Here is a 12,594-nt window from a genome sequence, read left to right on the forward strand (position 1 = left end):
TTTCATCCTGACCTAAAATGGCACTATGATTAATGTCCAGTTTTCAAATAGTGGACTGCATATGTCGTCACGTCGCTTCGGAAGCCAGTCTCTGGTACGCCTTTTAGGCCACTGGCAGCAAACCTCATCCCGCACGCCGCTCTGGCGACAGCTGGCCGATGCGCTGCGCCTGTTAATCCTTGACGGACGTCTGGCATTGAATACACGGCTACCGGGGGAGCGCGAGCTGGCCACGGCGCTGGACGTGAGCCGGACCACCATCAGCAGCGCCCTCGCCCATCTGCGCGAGGAGGGATATCTTGAAAGCCGCCACGGCAGCGGGTCACGCGTGATCCTCCCGGATACGCGCGCCGTTCCCACGCTTTCCGCGGCGAGTGCCGCACTGGATCTCTCCACTGCCGCCCTCAATGCCGGGCCGGAAATCCACCAGGCGTATACCCACGCGCTCACGGCCATTACGCAGCACCTCGCGCTGACGGGTTACGATCAGCTAGGGCTCCCGACGCTGCGGGAGGCCATCGCTGCGCGCTACACCGCGCGGGGTCTTCCCACCCGCGCGGACGAAGTAATGGTGGTCAATGGCGCCGTCAGCGGCTTCGCGCTGGTCCTGCGGATGATGACCGGGCCGGGAGATCGCGTCGTGGTCGATCACCCCACCTATCCGCTGGCGATTGCCGCCATTCAGGGCGCGCAGTGTCGGCCCGTGGGGGTGTCGCTGCCGGAAACGGGCTGGGATACGGACGGTTTCGCCGCCACGCTTGCCCAAACCGCGCCGCGCCTGGCGTACCTGATGCCTGATTTTCATAACCCCACCGGGCGCTGCATGGATGTCGCGACCCGTCAGGCCATTACCGATATTGCTGCGCAAACCCGTACGACGCTGGTGGTAGATGAAACGATGGTGGATCTCTGGTTTGACGCCCCTCCTCCGCCCCCGGTGGCCTCCTTTAACCCGCAGGCCACCGTCATCACCTTAGGTTCTGCCGGAAAAAGCTTCTGGGGCGGGCTGCGTCTCGGCTGGATCCGCGCGTCCTCGCGCACGATCGCCACGCTTGCCCAGACGCGCGATACGCTGGATTTAGGCTCGCCGCTGCTGGAACAGCTAGCGGCGCTGTGGCTCATCAACAACAGCGAGACGTTTCTACCCGCACGCCGCAAAATGCTGGCGGAACGACGCGATCGATGCGGTGAACTGCTGCGTGAACATTTCCCGGAGTGGACATTCCATGAAGCAGAGGGCGGGCTCTCATACTGGATTGAGCTTCCCGGCATGCTGGCGACGCAGCTTGCCGCGCGGGCTGAGATTCTGGGGATAAATCTGGGGACCGGTACGCGGTTTGGTTTATCGGGTGCGTTTGACCGCTATTTGCGGATGCCCTTCTCGCTCGAGCCGACAGAACTTGAACAGGCGCTGCTGAGGATTAAACCGTTATGGCTCGCCCTGAATAAAAACGTGCCACCTGTAAAACGCAGCGTGATTTAATAGCAAAAAGTTTGAAGCCGATCATAAAAAATAAAAACTGCTGACTGTCATGGATACAGTCAGCAGTTTTCACCAGTCCGGAATTAATGCTGAGCAGGAATAGGAAACCCTTTCAGTGAAATAACGAAGTTTTCACCGTCTTTCTTTATTTTTGCGCCAGTATCACACCAGTCAGACGCAATACGAAAGAACTCATCACTTCCGACATTCCAGCCAAGACGTACATGCTTCACGTAGCCTGAACGCAACAAATCGCAGGCCTCTTTGTAGTCACTGGCAGTTGACAGTTGTTGTTTCATTTTCTCTTCTTCAGAAGTTTACGTAGAGCCTTGATTTCTTTAGGAGTAAATGGAGAAACATTCTCTTCTTCCGTATGCTGATTATCAATATCCTCTTCCGATACTCCCGCCTCTTCTACTGCCTCGAACGCCAGCAGCAGCAGTTTCTCTGTCGTCACGCTTAAATTCTCGTTATTCACTTCCGCATAGTGGCGAAGTCTTTCTTTTAGCGCGTCATCAATCTTAACGTTTAATACCGCTGTAGCCATGTTTGTCACTTCCCTTCGGAATAAGTACTTTATTTAATACACGAAGTTAACAATGTTATCCAGATATATATTTTTTTGAGTTTTGCCAGAAAATAGACGGCCAAGGATAAAATGCCCGACTATTATTACAAGTTTATGACATTAATATTTCAGCGCGATGAAATATATATTACATGCTATAGGCATAATCTTATTAGGGAATAACGACCAGGGAAGAGGCAAAAATCAGGGAAGAACGCAGAGGCTCAGAAATGGGTGGGGGCCCTGCCAGCTACATCCCGGCACACACGTCGTCTGCCCTGGCTGCTTCCTTCCGGACCTGACCTGGTGAACAGAGTAGCGTTGCGGGAGAACCAACAGAGCCCCCATTGAGAGCGTTGATAACCAACGCGCTGGCGCATTATCCCTGTGCTAAAGCCCAATTGCAAGTGACCAGGAACCGGATGCTGGTTTCTTGCGCAAACAGGCGCAGCAATCATGAAGATCTTCGTTTACCATAGCGTTCCAGAAACTCCCCCCACAGGTGAAGGTATGGACGAACACGACTCCTTTCCACAGCGCGTATGGCAAATCGTGGCCTCAATACCGGAAGGCTATGTCACTACCTATGGTGATGTTGCGCGCCTGGCCGGTTCCCCGCGCGCGGCGCGACAGGTTGGAGGCGTCCTGAAACGGCTGCCGGAAGGCAGTACGTTGCCCTGGCATCGCGTGGTGAATCGTCATGGGAACATTTCGCTCACCGGGCCGGATCTTCAGCGTCAGCGTCAGGCGTTACTTTCAGAGGGTGTCCAGGTGTCAGGGTCGGGTCAGATCGATTTGCAGAAGTACCGGTGGGTGTACTGACCCCTCTCCCGAAGGAGAGGGGAATAACCACATTACATCTGCGTCGGTGGGGTTGGCAGAGACGGCTGATTGGTTTGCGGTGCGACCGGCACTTCGGTCTGCTGTACTGGCACCAGGTTCAGGTCGATTTTGGTTCCACCGTTGTTAATCGCTTCCTGGACCGTATCGGTGATAAACACCAGCTTACCGTTGATGGTGACCGCTGCGCTCAGCAGAATACGGGCATTAGGCTGCACGTCCGACGGGTTATACGGCAACACGAAGCTAAACGGCGCCTGCTTGCCTTCAGTACGGACGGCACGCTGGGCCACGACTTTCGACGGCGCGTCGGCCAGGGAAGCATCAGACAGCGTCACCGTTAATACCGCATCCGGCGGCAACGCAACTTTCTGTTTAATCCAGATGGTACCGGAAACGTTAGGCTGCTGAATGGACTGCTGCGAAAGGGTATTAATCCCGTTCGGGTCAGCTGCTGGCACTGGCACCTGGGCGCTCTTACCGGCACAGGCGGACAACGCCACCGCAATCGCTACACCACTTAGCATAGGCACGAGTTTCATTGAAGTCTCCTTATCATCAATGCACCAGCGGGATCGATCCCATCCGATGTCGTTTCAATCACATAACGTTTTTAAGTGTGGCACAACTCACTGATTAATGCCTGAAATCATCCCGATATTCAGATTATTCTACCCATCGGACCACTTTCATTTCTGCGTTATACTCTGCCTATCTTTCGCTACGGCGTTTATTGAGGACAACTATGAGTCAGGCACTGAACAATCTGCTGACATTACTGAATCTGGAAAAAATTGAGGAAGGACTCTTTCGCGGACAGAGCGAAGATTTAGGCTTACGCCAGGTCTTCGGTGGGCAAGTCGTTGGACAAGCGCTGTACGCTGCAAAGGAGACTGTCCCGGCAGACCGTCTGGTGCATTCATTCCACAGCTACTTTTTACGCCCTGGCGATAGCGCGAAACCCATCGTGTATGACGTTGAAGTTCTGCGAGACGGCAACAGCTTCAGCGCGCGCCGCGTCGCGGCCATCCAGAACGGTAAGCCGATCTTTTACATGACCGCCTCTTTCCAGGCGCCGGAGCCGGGTTATGAGCATCAGAAAGTCATGCCCCCTGCCCCCTCGCCGGACGATCTCAAATCGGAAACGGATATCGCTCGCGCATTGGCGCATCTGCTGCCGCCGCAGGTTAAAGAGAAGTTTCTCTGCGATAAGCCGCTTGAGATCCGCCCCGTCGAGTTCCACAACCCGATGAAGGGCCACACCGCCGAGCCAAAGCGTCAGGTGTGGATCCGCGCCAACGGCACCGTGCCGGAAGATTTCCGCGTCCATCAGTATCTGCTGGGCTATGCGTCTGACTTCAACTTCCTGCCGGTGGCGCTGCAGCCGCACGGCGTCGGCTTCCTCGAAAAAGGGATGCAGGTCGCGACGATCGATCACTCGATGTGGTTCCACCGTCCCTTCAACATGAACGAGTGGCTGCTCTACAGCGTGGAGAGTACGTCGGCATCCAGCGCCCGCGGGTTTGTGCGTGGGGAGTTTTATACTCAGGACGGCGTGCTGGTCGCTTCAACAGTGCAGGAAGGGGTGATGCGTAACAGAGGTTGATGTAAAAAGCCCGGTGGCGCGATGCTTACCGGGCCTACGTTTTGTGCTGTTGTAGGCCGGGTAAGGCGAAGCCGCCACCCGGCAAGACACTCAGATCATGCGTTATACGCATTCTCGCCGTGGCTGTTCACATCCAGACCTTCGCGCTCCTGCTCTTCCGGTACGCGCAGGCCCACCGTCATGTCCGCCAGCTTGTAGCCGATGAACGCGACAACTGCAGACCACACCACGGTGATAGCGATGCTTTCCAGCTGCACCAGCACCTGATGAACCATGGTGACGCCTTCTGCGTAGCCCACGCCACCGAGCGATTTCGCCGCGAAGATACCGGTCATGATACAGCCGACAATCCCGCACACGCCGTGCACGCCGAACACATCGCAAGGGTCATCCACGCGCAGAACTCGTTTCAGTGCGGTGACGCCCCACAGACCCGCCAGACCAGACACCAGGCCGACCAGCAGCGCACCGCCGACACCGACATAACCACACGCAGGAGTGATACCAACCAGACCGGCAATCGCACCTGAACAGGCACCCAGCAGGGAAGGTTTACCGCGCACCGCCCACTCGCCAAACACCCAGGAGAGGATTGCACCCGCCGTGGCTACAACGGTGTTCACGAAGGCCAGCGCGGCGATTTCGTTCGCGGCACTGGCTGAACCGGCGTTGAAGCCAAACCAGCCAAAGTAGAGGATCGCAGTACCGGTAAAGACCATCGGCAGGTTGTGCGGTTTGAACGCCTCTTTACCGAAGCCCACGCGTTTGCCAATCAGATAAGCACCCACCAGACCCGCGACCGCGGCGTTAATGTGGACAACGGTACCGCCCGCGAAGTCCAGCGCGCCGTGCGTGGCCAGCAGACCACCGCCCCAGACCATGTGCGCAATCGGCACATAGGAGAGCGTCAGCCAGACCACCACGAAGATCAGGACCGCAGAGAAACGAATGCGCTCGGCGAGCGCGCCCACAATCAGCCCGACGGTAATGCAGGCGAACGAGCCCTGGAACGCCACGTGAATATACTGATAGAAGCTGCCCATCAGCGCGGTCAGTTCAATGTTTTTCAGCATCACCCAGTCGAAGTTACCAAAGAACGCGTTACCCGTGCCGAACGCCAGAGAGTAACCGTAAACCACCCAAAGCACGCAGACCAGTGCAAACGTCACGGCAACCTGCGTCAGCATGGAGAGAACGTTTTTGCCACGGATCAGACCGCCGTAGAACAGCGCAATGCCCGGAATGGACATGAACAGCACCAGCGCGGTGCTGATCATCATAAAGGCGTTATCGGCTTTGTCGGCCACCGCAGGGGCAGCAGCCAGCGCCAGGCCCGGCAGCAGCGCCAGCGAACCCAGACCCGTTTTAAGTGTTGCTATCTTCATTTTCTCGATCCCTATCACTGTGTGCCAGGCGTTAATTACAGTGCCGCTTCGTCAGATTCGCCGGTACGGATGCGAATGACGCGCTGCAGTTCGGCAACGAAAATTTTGCCGTCGCCAATTTTGCCGGTGTAGGCCGCTTTGCTAATGACATCAATGACTTCATCAAGCTGATCGTCAGCAATCGCGACATCAATTTTTACTTTTGGCAGAAAGTTAACGCTGTATTCCGCCCCGCGATAAAGCTCGGCATGACCCTTCTGACGACCAAAGCCTTTCACTTCGGTGACAGTCAGTCCCTGAATACCCATTGAAGACAATGCTTCGCGCACGTCTTCGAGTTTGAATGGTTTGATTACAACCGTAACCAGCTTCATAGATCCCCTCCAGTCAGAATTCGGTAATGGCCGCAGCTTACGCGGAAGGTATTGCAAGGGATGTGCCAGAAATGAAAACGTGAGGGAATCGCGGTGCGATGTGCGTTACACGGTTCTGATAAATGAACCGGTGAAAAAAAACGCACCATGCCGGTGCAGGGTGCGTTTCAGTTTTGCACCAACAGGAATGACTGTTAGCGCGGCGCCTCATTTTAGTGCATCAGGCGCTAAGAGACTCTTCATCACGCACGCTGGCGGCCAGCTCTTCGCCCGCCAGCTGCAGCTGGTACATCTGCCAGTAGCGCCCTTGTGCTTCCAGCAGCTCGCGGTGCGTACCGCGCTCCACGGCCTGTCCGCGATGCAACACCAGAATCGTGTCCGCGTCGACGATGGTGGAGAGCCGGTGAGCAATCACCACCAGCGTCGTGTGGTCGCGTACGGCGGCCAGCGCCTGCTGAATCGCCTGCTCGGTTCCAGAATCTATGCTGGCCGTGGCTTCGTCCAGAATCAGCACCTGCGGCGTTTCAATCAGGACGCGCGCCAGCGCCAGGAGCTGTTTTTGCCCCACGGAGAGATTGTTGCCCTGCTCGCCCAGTTTCGTGTTGATCCCGTCGCTGAACCCGCGCGCCAGCTCTGCCAGCTGCACCGTTTCCAGTACCGCCCAAACCTGCGCCTCCGAATAGTCCCTTCCCAGGGTTACGTTGGCGTAGAAGGTATCGGCCAGCACGACCGGATCCTGCTGCACCATCGCAACGCCTTTGCGTAACACCGTGTGGCTGAGCGACGCGAGCGGACGTCCGTCGAGGCGGATTTCGCCTTGCGTGACCGGATAGTAGCCCATCAGCAGGCTGGCGAGCGTGCTTTTACCGCTGCCGGTGTGGCCCACCAGCGCGACGAAACCGCGTGACGGCACATCGAGCGTAATGTCCTGCAGCACCAGACGGTCTTCGCGATAGGCAAACGAGACGTTATCAAAGGTGATAGCCCCGCTTTGCAGAGGTCGCTCGTCATTGCCGTAGGCCTGGCGCGGCCTGTCCATCAGCTCAAAGACGCGCTCACCGGCGACAACCGCCTGTTGCAGCATCGATTGCTGCGTAGTGAGTTCGATCAGCGGCTCGTTAAGGCGTCCAAGATAGCTAATGAAAGCGTACAGCACGCCCACTTCAATCGTACCGTTTGCGCTCAGGCCAAAGAGCATCAGCAGCCCGCACAGCACCAGCGCCGAGAACAGGCTCAGCAGCGGTCGCAGCAGGAAACCGTCCAGGCGCAGCGTCTGCATACGCGCCATATAGTGTGAACGGCTGGCTTCGCCCATGCGCTCGCCAAAGCGCGCCTGCTGGCGGAACTGCTGGATGACGCTCATGCCGTTGATCACTTCGTTGAAGCCATCGTTGATATCGGCCAGATAGGCGCGCACCCGGCGCACAATCGGCGTGCTGTAACGCTGGTAAATCACCATGACGATCAGCACCGCCGGGAAGATCGTTATCGCCACCAGCGCCATGCGCCAGTCGAGGCTGAACATCGCCACCAGCATCGCGCCAATCAGCGCCGCGCTGCGCAGCACGGTTGCCACCACGGTGACGTACAGATCACGGATCACCTCGGTATCGTTGGTCACGCGCGAAATCACCTGCCCGACCGGCTGGGTATCAAATTCGCTGAGCGGCTGGCGAAGCGCCGCGTCCATCACATCGGTACGCAACTGCTGAACAACGCCTACGGCTGCACGGTTAAACAGCAGCGACTGCGCATAGTGCAACCCTGCCGCCGCCAGCTGCAACCCAACGTAGGCCACGCCTAATCCCGCCACCAGCCCGAGCGGCAGGTAGCTTTTGGCGACCATATTGTCGATGAAGTAGCTGATGAGCAGCGGCCCGCTCACTTCGGCAATCGCCGCAATCCAGAGTAAAAGCACAGCAACGGAGAGCGGTTTACGCCACGGCGAGCCGTAGGCCAGCAGACGTTTGAGCGTCGGCCACATCGTTCCGAGCTTACGCATTGGCGGCCTCCTCATCCTGCTCCGGCGCATCATCCAGCGCCGCCTCAAGCTGCTGATAACGGTACATATCGCGATACCAGCCCGGCTGCTCTGCCAGCGCGTCATGCTGCCCGCGCTGGGCAATATGGCCGTGCTGCAAAACCAGAATTTCGCTGGCTTCGGTGAGCGCTGACAAACGGTGGGCACTGATAATTATCGTGCGTCCGTCGCCCCACTGGCGCAGGTTATGCAGGATCTGATGCTCGGTACGGCCGTCCACGGCGGAGAGCGCATCGTCCAGAATCAGGATCTCGGCATTGAGCAGCAGCGCGCGGGCAATGGAGATACGCTGTTTTTGCCCGCCGGACAGCATGACGCCGCGTTCCCCGACTTCGGTGTCGTAGCCCTGCGGCAGGCGCAAAATATCATCATGTACGCTGGCTAAACGCGCCACATGCTCGATCTCTTCCTGCGTTGCTGCCGGGCAACCAAGCGCGATGTTGTTCGCCACGGTGTCAGAAAAAAGAAACGGCGTCTGGCTGACAACCGCCAGGCGACCACGCCACTCATCCAGCAGCAGGCTGGTGAGCGGAATATCATGGAAGCGAATATCGCCCTCGGTGACGTCAAAGTGGCGCTGGAGCAGCGACAGCACGGTGCTTTTACCGGATCCCGTCGGGCCGCAGATGCCGAGCATCTGGCCCGGCTGAAGGGTAAAACTGACGTTCTCCAGCACCGGATGTTCCGTTTGCGGATAGATAAACTTGCGGACGTCGACTTTCATGACGCCGCGTCCTTCCGGCAACGCTTCGCTGCCGTCATTGACCACCGGCGCTTCGGCCAGCATGGCGCGAATACGGCTGTAGGCGGCGCTGCCGCGCTCCACGATGTTAAACATCCAGGCCAGCGCCAGCATCGGCCAGATCATCAGCCCCAGATACATGGCAAAGCTGGTCAACTGGCCCAGGGTGAGCGTGCCCTGCACCACCATCCAGCTACCGCCGCCAATCGCCAGCATATTTGCCATGCCAATTGCGATATAAATCGTTGGATCAAATCGCGCGTCAATACGCGCGACGCGCATGTTTTTCGCCCCCGTGTCGGCCGCATCGGCGGCAAACAGCGCGGACTGCCGGTCTTCCAGACCAAACGCTTTAATCATGCGGATGCTGGTCATGCTCTCCTGGGTGCGATCGTTCAGCGACGAAAACGCCGCCTGCGCCAGCTTGAAGCGCTCGTGCAGCTGTTCGCCGTAGCGATTGATCGCCAGCGCCATGAGCGGCATCGGCAGCAGCGCCAGCAGGGTCAGCTGCCAGCTGATCTGCGTTGACATGACGATCAGCACCGCGCAGCCCATTACCAGCGAGTCCACCAGCGTCAGCACCCCTTCCCCGGCGGCAAAGACCACGCGATCGACGTCGTTAGTCGCGCGCGCGATAAGATCCCCGGTGCGATGGCGCAGATAAAATTCGGGATGCTGTCGACTCAGCTGGCGATAAAAATCTTCACGCAGCTCAACGGCCAGCTGATAGGACGCACCAAACAGCAGCACGCGCCAGACGTAGCGCAGCAGATAAACAATGACCGCCGTCAGCACCAGCGTGCCAACCCACATCAACACCCGTGCGGTGGTGTAATGCTGTTCGGTGACGCCATCCACGACGTAGCCCACCACTTTCGGCGGGATCAGCTGCAGGATAGCAATGATAATAAGCAGGGCGACTGCACCGAGGTAGCGTTGCCACTCCCGACGAAAGTACCAGCTTAATTGGGCAAATAATCGCACGCGGTTTGTTCCTGAAGGTATTTTACGAAGTTATTCAATGGGTAATGCTGTGGTGTATTTAATCTGTTCCATAGCGAAGCTTGAGGTGACGTCCGATAACCCCGGCACGCTGTTCACCAGCCGCTTGTAGAAGTCATCATAACGCTTCATGTCGGCCACCTGGACGCGCATCAGGTAATCGTACTCGCCGGCCATACGCCAGAAACCGAGCACTTCGGGCATCTCAGACACCTGGGTAACGAAGCGGCAATACCACTCGCTGCTGTGATGCTGGGTTTTTATCAGCACAAATGCCGTCAACCCAAGCCCCAGTTTTTCAGGATCTAACAGCGCGACGCGCCCCAGAAGAATACCGTCATCTTCCAGCTTCTTAAGCCGCTTCCAGCACGGGGTGGTGGTCAGATTAACGGCATCCGCCAGCGCCTGCAAAGAGAGGGTACAGTCACTTTGCAGCAATGAAAGGAGCTTGCGGTCAATTTTATCTAGCATACCCACCTCACAGAGAAAATTTTTCTCCCTTAATTCTATTTTAAAGGCCAGATAGCAACAATTTTTTCTGTGCTTTTCGCTATGCTAGGCACAAAATGACAAACGGATAACGACGATGAATAGCACCTGGGTTAAACATGCGATCAGCGAAATCAATGCCGACTATCAGCGCTCGGCGGATACGCACCTGATTCGCCTTTCCCTGCCGGGATTTGACGGCATTCAGCTCTATCTGAAAGATGAAAGCACCCATCCTACCGGCAGCCTGAAGCATCGCCTGGCGCGCTCGCTGTTTTTATACGGTTTATGTAACGGCTGGATTAAAGAAGGCACCACCATCATTGAATCCTCTTCCGGTTCAACGGCGGTGTCCGAAGCCTATTTCGCCCGCCTGCTGGGCCTGCCGTTTATTGCGGTGATGCCCTCCTGCACCGCAAAACGCAAAATCGAACAGATCGAATTTTACGGCGGTCGCTGCCACTTTGTGGAAAGCGCCTGCGAAATCTACGCCGCCTCCGAAATGCTGGCTCGTGAGCTGAACGGCCACTATATGGACCAGTTCACCTTCGCCGAGCGCGCAACGGACTGGCGCGGGAATAACAACATTGCCGACAGTATCTTCCGCCAGATGACCCACGAACCGCATCCGGTTCCGTCCTATATTGTGATGAGCGCCGGTACCGGCGGCACGTCAGCCACGATCGGACGCTATATCCGCTGCCAGGGTTACGATACCCAGCTGATGGTAGTTGACCCGCAGAACTCCGTGTTCCTCGACTACTGGCAAAACCGCGATGCCGGTCTGCGCAGCCCGGTGGGGAGTAAGATTGAAGGGATTGGCCGTCCGCGGGTTGAGCCCTCTTTCATCCCCGACGTTGTGGACGAGATGATGCGCGTGCCGGATGCCGCCAGCGTGGCAACGGCGCACTGGCTAGAAACGCAGCTGGGCCGCAAAGTGGGCGCCTCGACAGGCACCAATATGTGGGGCGCGCTGCAGCTTGCCGCACGTATGCGCGAAGCGGGACGCACCGGTTCCATCGTCACGCTGCTGTGCGACAGCGGCGAGCGTTATCTCGAGACCTACTACAATGCGGAGTGGGTGCAGGCCAACATCGGTGATATCGCCCCCTGGAAGGCGCAGATTGCTCAACTGCTGAAATAAAAAAAGCCAGACCGAAGTCTGGCTTGCTGGAAGGGTCTCACTATTCGGGGGAATATGGGAGGTTGTTATTGTCCAGCCAATGCGTCAAAAAATGGGACACTGCTTCATTACGGCAGTGACCGATAACCGGCAGATGGGGAAGTTCTGCTTTCAGCTGCGCCATCGCATTCCCCATGATCAGACCGCGACCTACGCTACCCAGCATTTCGCGGTCGTTCATGGCGTCACCGAACGCCATACACTCCTGCAGCGTTAATCCCAGATGGTCGCTCAGCACCGCCAGAGCGGAACCTTTATTGCAGCCCACCGGCAGTACTTCCAGGCAATCCACCGCCGAGAAGGTCAGGTGCGCCCGGTCGCCCAGCGCCTCATTCAGTTGGATCCGTAAGCGACAGAGATCGTCGTGATCGCCGCAGAAGCAGATCTTGGTCACCGCATGGGCGGGGATCCGGCGCAGATCGATAAGCTGGTATTTAAAACCGCTATACACATGCGCGTGCAATAATTCCGGGATGTCGCTTCCGGTAAACCAGCCCCGATCGTTAAAGACGTGGATGCTGGCCTGCGTATCCCAGGTACTGTGCAGCACGATATCCGCCACTTCCGGGTTGAGATCCTGTCGGTACAGCACATCGCCTTCTACAGAGTGAATTCGCGTCCCGTTGCCGGTGATCAGAAAGGCATCGAGGGCAAACGCACCCAGCAAATGGCGCATTTCCAGAACATGACGCCCGGTGGCAAACGTCAGGGTGACATTACGCTCGTGCAGGCGCTTCAGCGTGTTCAGGGTTTTCTCCCCTAAACGGTGATCCGGCATTAACAGCGTACCGTCCATATCAAATGCAGCGAGCCGAGCCATGATTACTCCCGAAATGTGATGCGGTTAACTTGTGCATCAGTATCGTGTGAGATATACGGAA

Annotated in this window: 13 protein-coding genes and 1 other RNA gene; 4 read left to right on the forward strand and 10 right to left on the reverse strand. The window is 57.2% G+C overall.

The features are described 5' to 3' along the window. The first annotated feature begins 61 nt into the window (after nucleotides 1-61). Nucleotides 62-1,483 carry a PLP-dependent aminotransferase family protein gene (locus tag ACOTXT_RS06380; RefSeq protein ID WP_333165163.1) on the forward strand — a complete coding sequence of 474 codons (1,422 nt, stop codon included), beginning with the start codon at nucleotides 62-64 and terminating at the stop codon, nucleotides 1,481-1,483. Nucleotides 1,484-1,566: 83 nt separating this feature from the next. On the opposite strand, the gene ACOTXT_RS06385 is transcribed toward ACOTXT_RS06380, so the two are convergent. The 3 genes from ACOTXT_RS06385 to ffs all read right to left on the reverse strand — a co-directional run bounded on the left by ACOTXT_RS06385 (nucleotide 1,567) and on the right by ffs (nucleotide 2,389). Next, nucleotides 1,567-1,782: a hypothetical protein gene (locus ACOTXT_RS06385; RefSeq protein ID WP_008503298.1), complete on the reverse strand. Its 216-nt coding sequence runs from the start codon at nucleotides 1,780-1,782 to the stop codon at nucleotides 1,567-1,569. Beyond that, nucleotides 1,779-2,030: a hypothetical protein gene (locus ACOTXT_RS06390; RefSeq protein ID WP_021241644.1), complete on the reverse strand. Its 252-nt coding sequence runs from the start codon at nucleotides 2,028-2,030 to the stop codon at nucleotides 1,779-1,781. Before ACOTXT_RS06390 ends, ACOTXT_RS06385 begins: the two co-directional genes overlap by 4 nt. Nucleotides 2,031-2,292: 262 nt before the next feature. Continuing rightward, an RNA gene (gene ffs / locus ACOTXT_RS06395) (signal recognition particle sRNA small type) lies at nucleotides 2,293-2,389 on the reverse strand. 118 nt (nucleotides 2,390-2,507) lie between these two features. Between ffs and ACOTXT_RS06400 the strand changes: the two genes are divergently transcribed. Next, the gene (locus ACOTXT_RS06400) at nucleotides 2,508-2,873 is read left to right on the forward strand and encodes an MGMT family protein (protein WP_023293156.1); all 366 of its coding nucleotides are present in this window, start codon (nucleotides 2,508-2,510) and stop codon (nucleotides 2,871-2,873) included. 32 nt (nucleotides 2,874-2,905) lie between these two features. On the opposite strand, the gene ACOTXT_RS06405 is transcribed toward ACOTXT_RS06400, so the two are convergent. Continuing rightward, the gene (locus tag ACOTXT_RS06405) at nucleotides 2,906-3,433 is read right to left on the reverse strand and encodes a YbaY family lipoprotein (protein ID WP_008503301.1); all 528 of its coding nucleotides are present in this window, start codon (nucleotides 3,431-3,433) and stop codon (nucleotides 2,906-2,908) included. Nucleotides 3,434-3,636: 203 nt separating this feature from the next. Between ACOTXT_RS06405 and tesB the strand changes: the two genes are divergently transcribed. After that, nucleotides 3,637-4,497: an acyl-CoA thioesterase II gene (gene tesB, locus ACOTXT_RS06410; RefSeq protein WP_023293157.1), complete on the forward strand. Its 861-nt coding sequence runs from the start codon at nucleotides 3,637-3,639 to the stop codon at nucleotides 4,495-4,497. 95 nt (nucleotides 4,498-4,592) lie between these two features. On the opposite strand, the gene amtB is transcribed toward tesB, so the two are convergent. The 5 genes from amtB to ACOTXT_RS06435 form a co-directional block, all read right to left on the reverse strand. After that, complete coding sequence (gene amtB / locus ACOTXT_RS06415) at nucleotides 4,593-5,882, reverse strand: ammonium transporter AmtB (protein WP_008503303.1); 1,290 nt, start codon at nucleotides 5,880-5,882, stop codon at nucleotides 4,593-4,595. 35 nt (nucleotides 5,883-5,917) lie between these two features. Further along, nucleotides 5,918-6,256 carry a P-II family nitrogen regulator gene (glnK, locus tag ACOTXT_RS06420; protein ID WP_008503304.1) on the reverse strand — a complete coding sequence of 113 codons (339 nt, stop codon included), beginning with the start codon at nucleotides 6,254-6,256 and terminating at the stop codon, nucleotides 5,918-5,920. Nucleotides 6,257-6,476: 220 nt separating this feature from the next. Further along, nucleotides 6,477-8,258: a SmdB family multidrug efflux ABC transporter permease/ATP-binding protein gene (locus ACOTXT_RS06425; RefSeq protein ID WP_100122044.1), complete on the reverse strand. Its 1,782-nt coding sequence runs from the start codon at nucleotides 8,256-8,258 to the stop codon at nucleotides 6,477-6,479. Then, nucleotides 8,251-10,023 carry a SmdA family multidrug ABC transporter permease/ATP-binding protein gene (locus ACOTXT_RS06430; RefSeq protein ID WP_008503306.1) on the reverse strand — a complete coding sequence of 591 codons (1,773 nt, stop codon included), beginning with the start codon at nucleotides 10,021-10,023 and terminating at the stop codon, nucleotides 8,251-8,253. Before ACOTXT_RS06430 ends, ACOTXT_RS06425 begins: the two co-directional genes overlap by 8 nt. Nucleotides 10,024-10,053: 30 nt before the next feature. Further along, nucleotides 10,054-10,512, reverse strand: a complete 459-nt coding sequence (locus ACOTXT_RS06435) for an Lrp/AsnC family transcriptional regulator (protein ID WP_008503307.1) — start codon at nucleotides 10,510-10,512, stop codon at nucleotides 10,054-10,056. Nucleotides 10,513-10,627: 115 nt separating this feature from the next. On the opposite strand from ACOTXT_RS06435, the gene ACOTXT_RS06440 reads away from it, so the two are divergent. Continuing rightward, nucleotides 10,628-11,674 (forward strand): PLP-dependent cysteine synthase family protein, encoded by a 1,047-nt coding sequence (locus ACOTXT_RS06440; protein ID WP_008503308.1) that lies wholly within the window; start codon nucleotides 10,628-10,630, stop codon nucleotides 11,672-11,674. Nucleotides 11,675-11,714: 40 nt separating this feature from the next. Here the strand turns inward: ACOTXT_RS06440 and cof are convergent, their stop codons facing one another. Then, a complete protein-coding gene (gene cof / locus ACOTXT_RS06445; RefSeq protein WP_008503309.1) occupies nucleotides 11,715-12,533 on the reverse strand; it encodes an HMP-PP phosphatase in 819 nt (272 codons plus the stop codon). Nucleotides 12,534-12,594 lie beyond the last annotated feature (61 nt).

Origin of the sequence: Enterobacter cloacae complex sp. IR5422, assembly GCF_049238165.1 — a bacterium.
Lineage (GTDB): Bacteria > Pseudomonadota > Gammaproteobacteria > Enterobacterales > Enterobacteriaceae > Enterobacter > Enterobacter roggenkampii.

Coding starts and splice junctions, on each gene's coding strand:
- ACOTXT_RS06380 (WP_333165163.1), top strand. CDS start 62: ATGTCGTCACGTCGCTTCGGAAGCCAGTCTCTGGTACGCCTTTTAGGC.
- ACOTXT_RS06385 (WP_008503298.1), bottom strand. CDS start 1,782: ATGAAACAACAACTGTCAACTGCCAGTGACTACAAAGAGGCCTGCGAT.
- ACOTXT_RS06390 (WP_021241644.1), bottom strand. CDS start 2,030: ATGGCTACAGCGGTATTAAACGTTAAGATTGATGACGCGCTAAAAGAA.
- ACOTXT_RS06400 (WP_023293156.1), top strand. CDS start 2,508: ATGAAGATCTTCGTTTACCATAGCGTTCCAGAAACTCCCCCCACAGGT.
- ACOTXT_RS06405 (WP_008503301.1), bottom strand. CDS start 3,433: ATGAAACTCGTGCCTATGCTAAGTGGTGTAGCGATTGCGGTGGCGTTG.
- tesB (WP_023293157.1), top strand. CDS start 3,637: ATGAGTCAGGCACTGAACAATCTGCTGACATTACTGAATCTGGAAAAA.
- amtB (WP_008503303.1), bottom strand. CDS start 5,882: ATGAAGATAGCAACACTTAAAACGGGTCTGGGTTCGCTGGCGCTGCTG.
- glnK (WP_008503304.1), bottom strand. CDS start 6,256: ATGAAGCTGGTTACGGTTGTAATCAAACCATTCAAACTCGAAGACGTG.
- ACOTXT_RS06425 (WP_100122044.1), bottom strand. CDS start 8,258: ATGCGTAAGCTCGGAACGATGTGGCCGACGCTCAAACGTCTGCTGGCC.
- ACOTXT_RS06435 (WP_008503307.1), bottom strand. CDS start 10,512: ATGCTAGATAAAATTGACCGCAAGCTCCTTTCATTGCTGCAAAGTGAC.
- ACOTXT_RS06440 (WP_008503308.1), top strand. CDS start 10,628: ATGAATAGCACCTGGGTTAAACATGCGATCAGCGAAATCAATGCCGAC.
- cof (WP_008503309.1), bottom strand. CDS start 12,533: ATGGCTCGGCTCGCTGCATTTGATATGGACGGTACGCTGTTAATGCCG.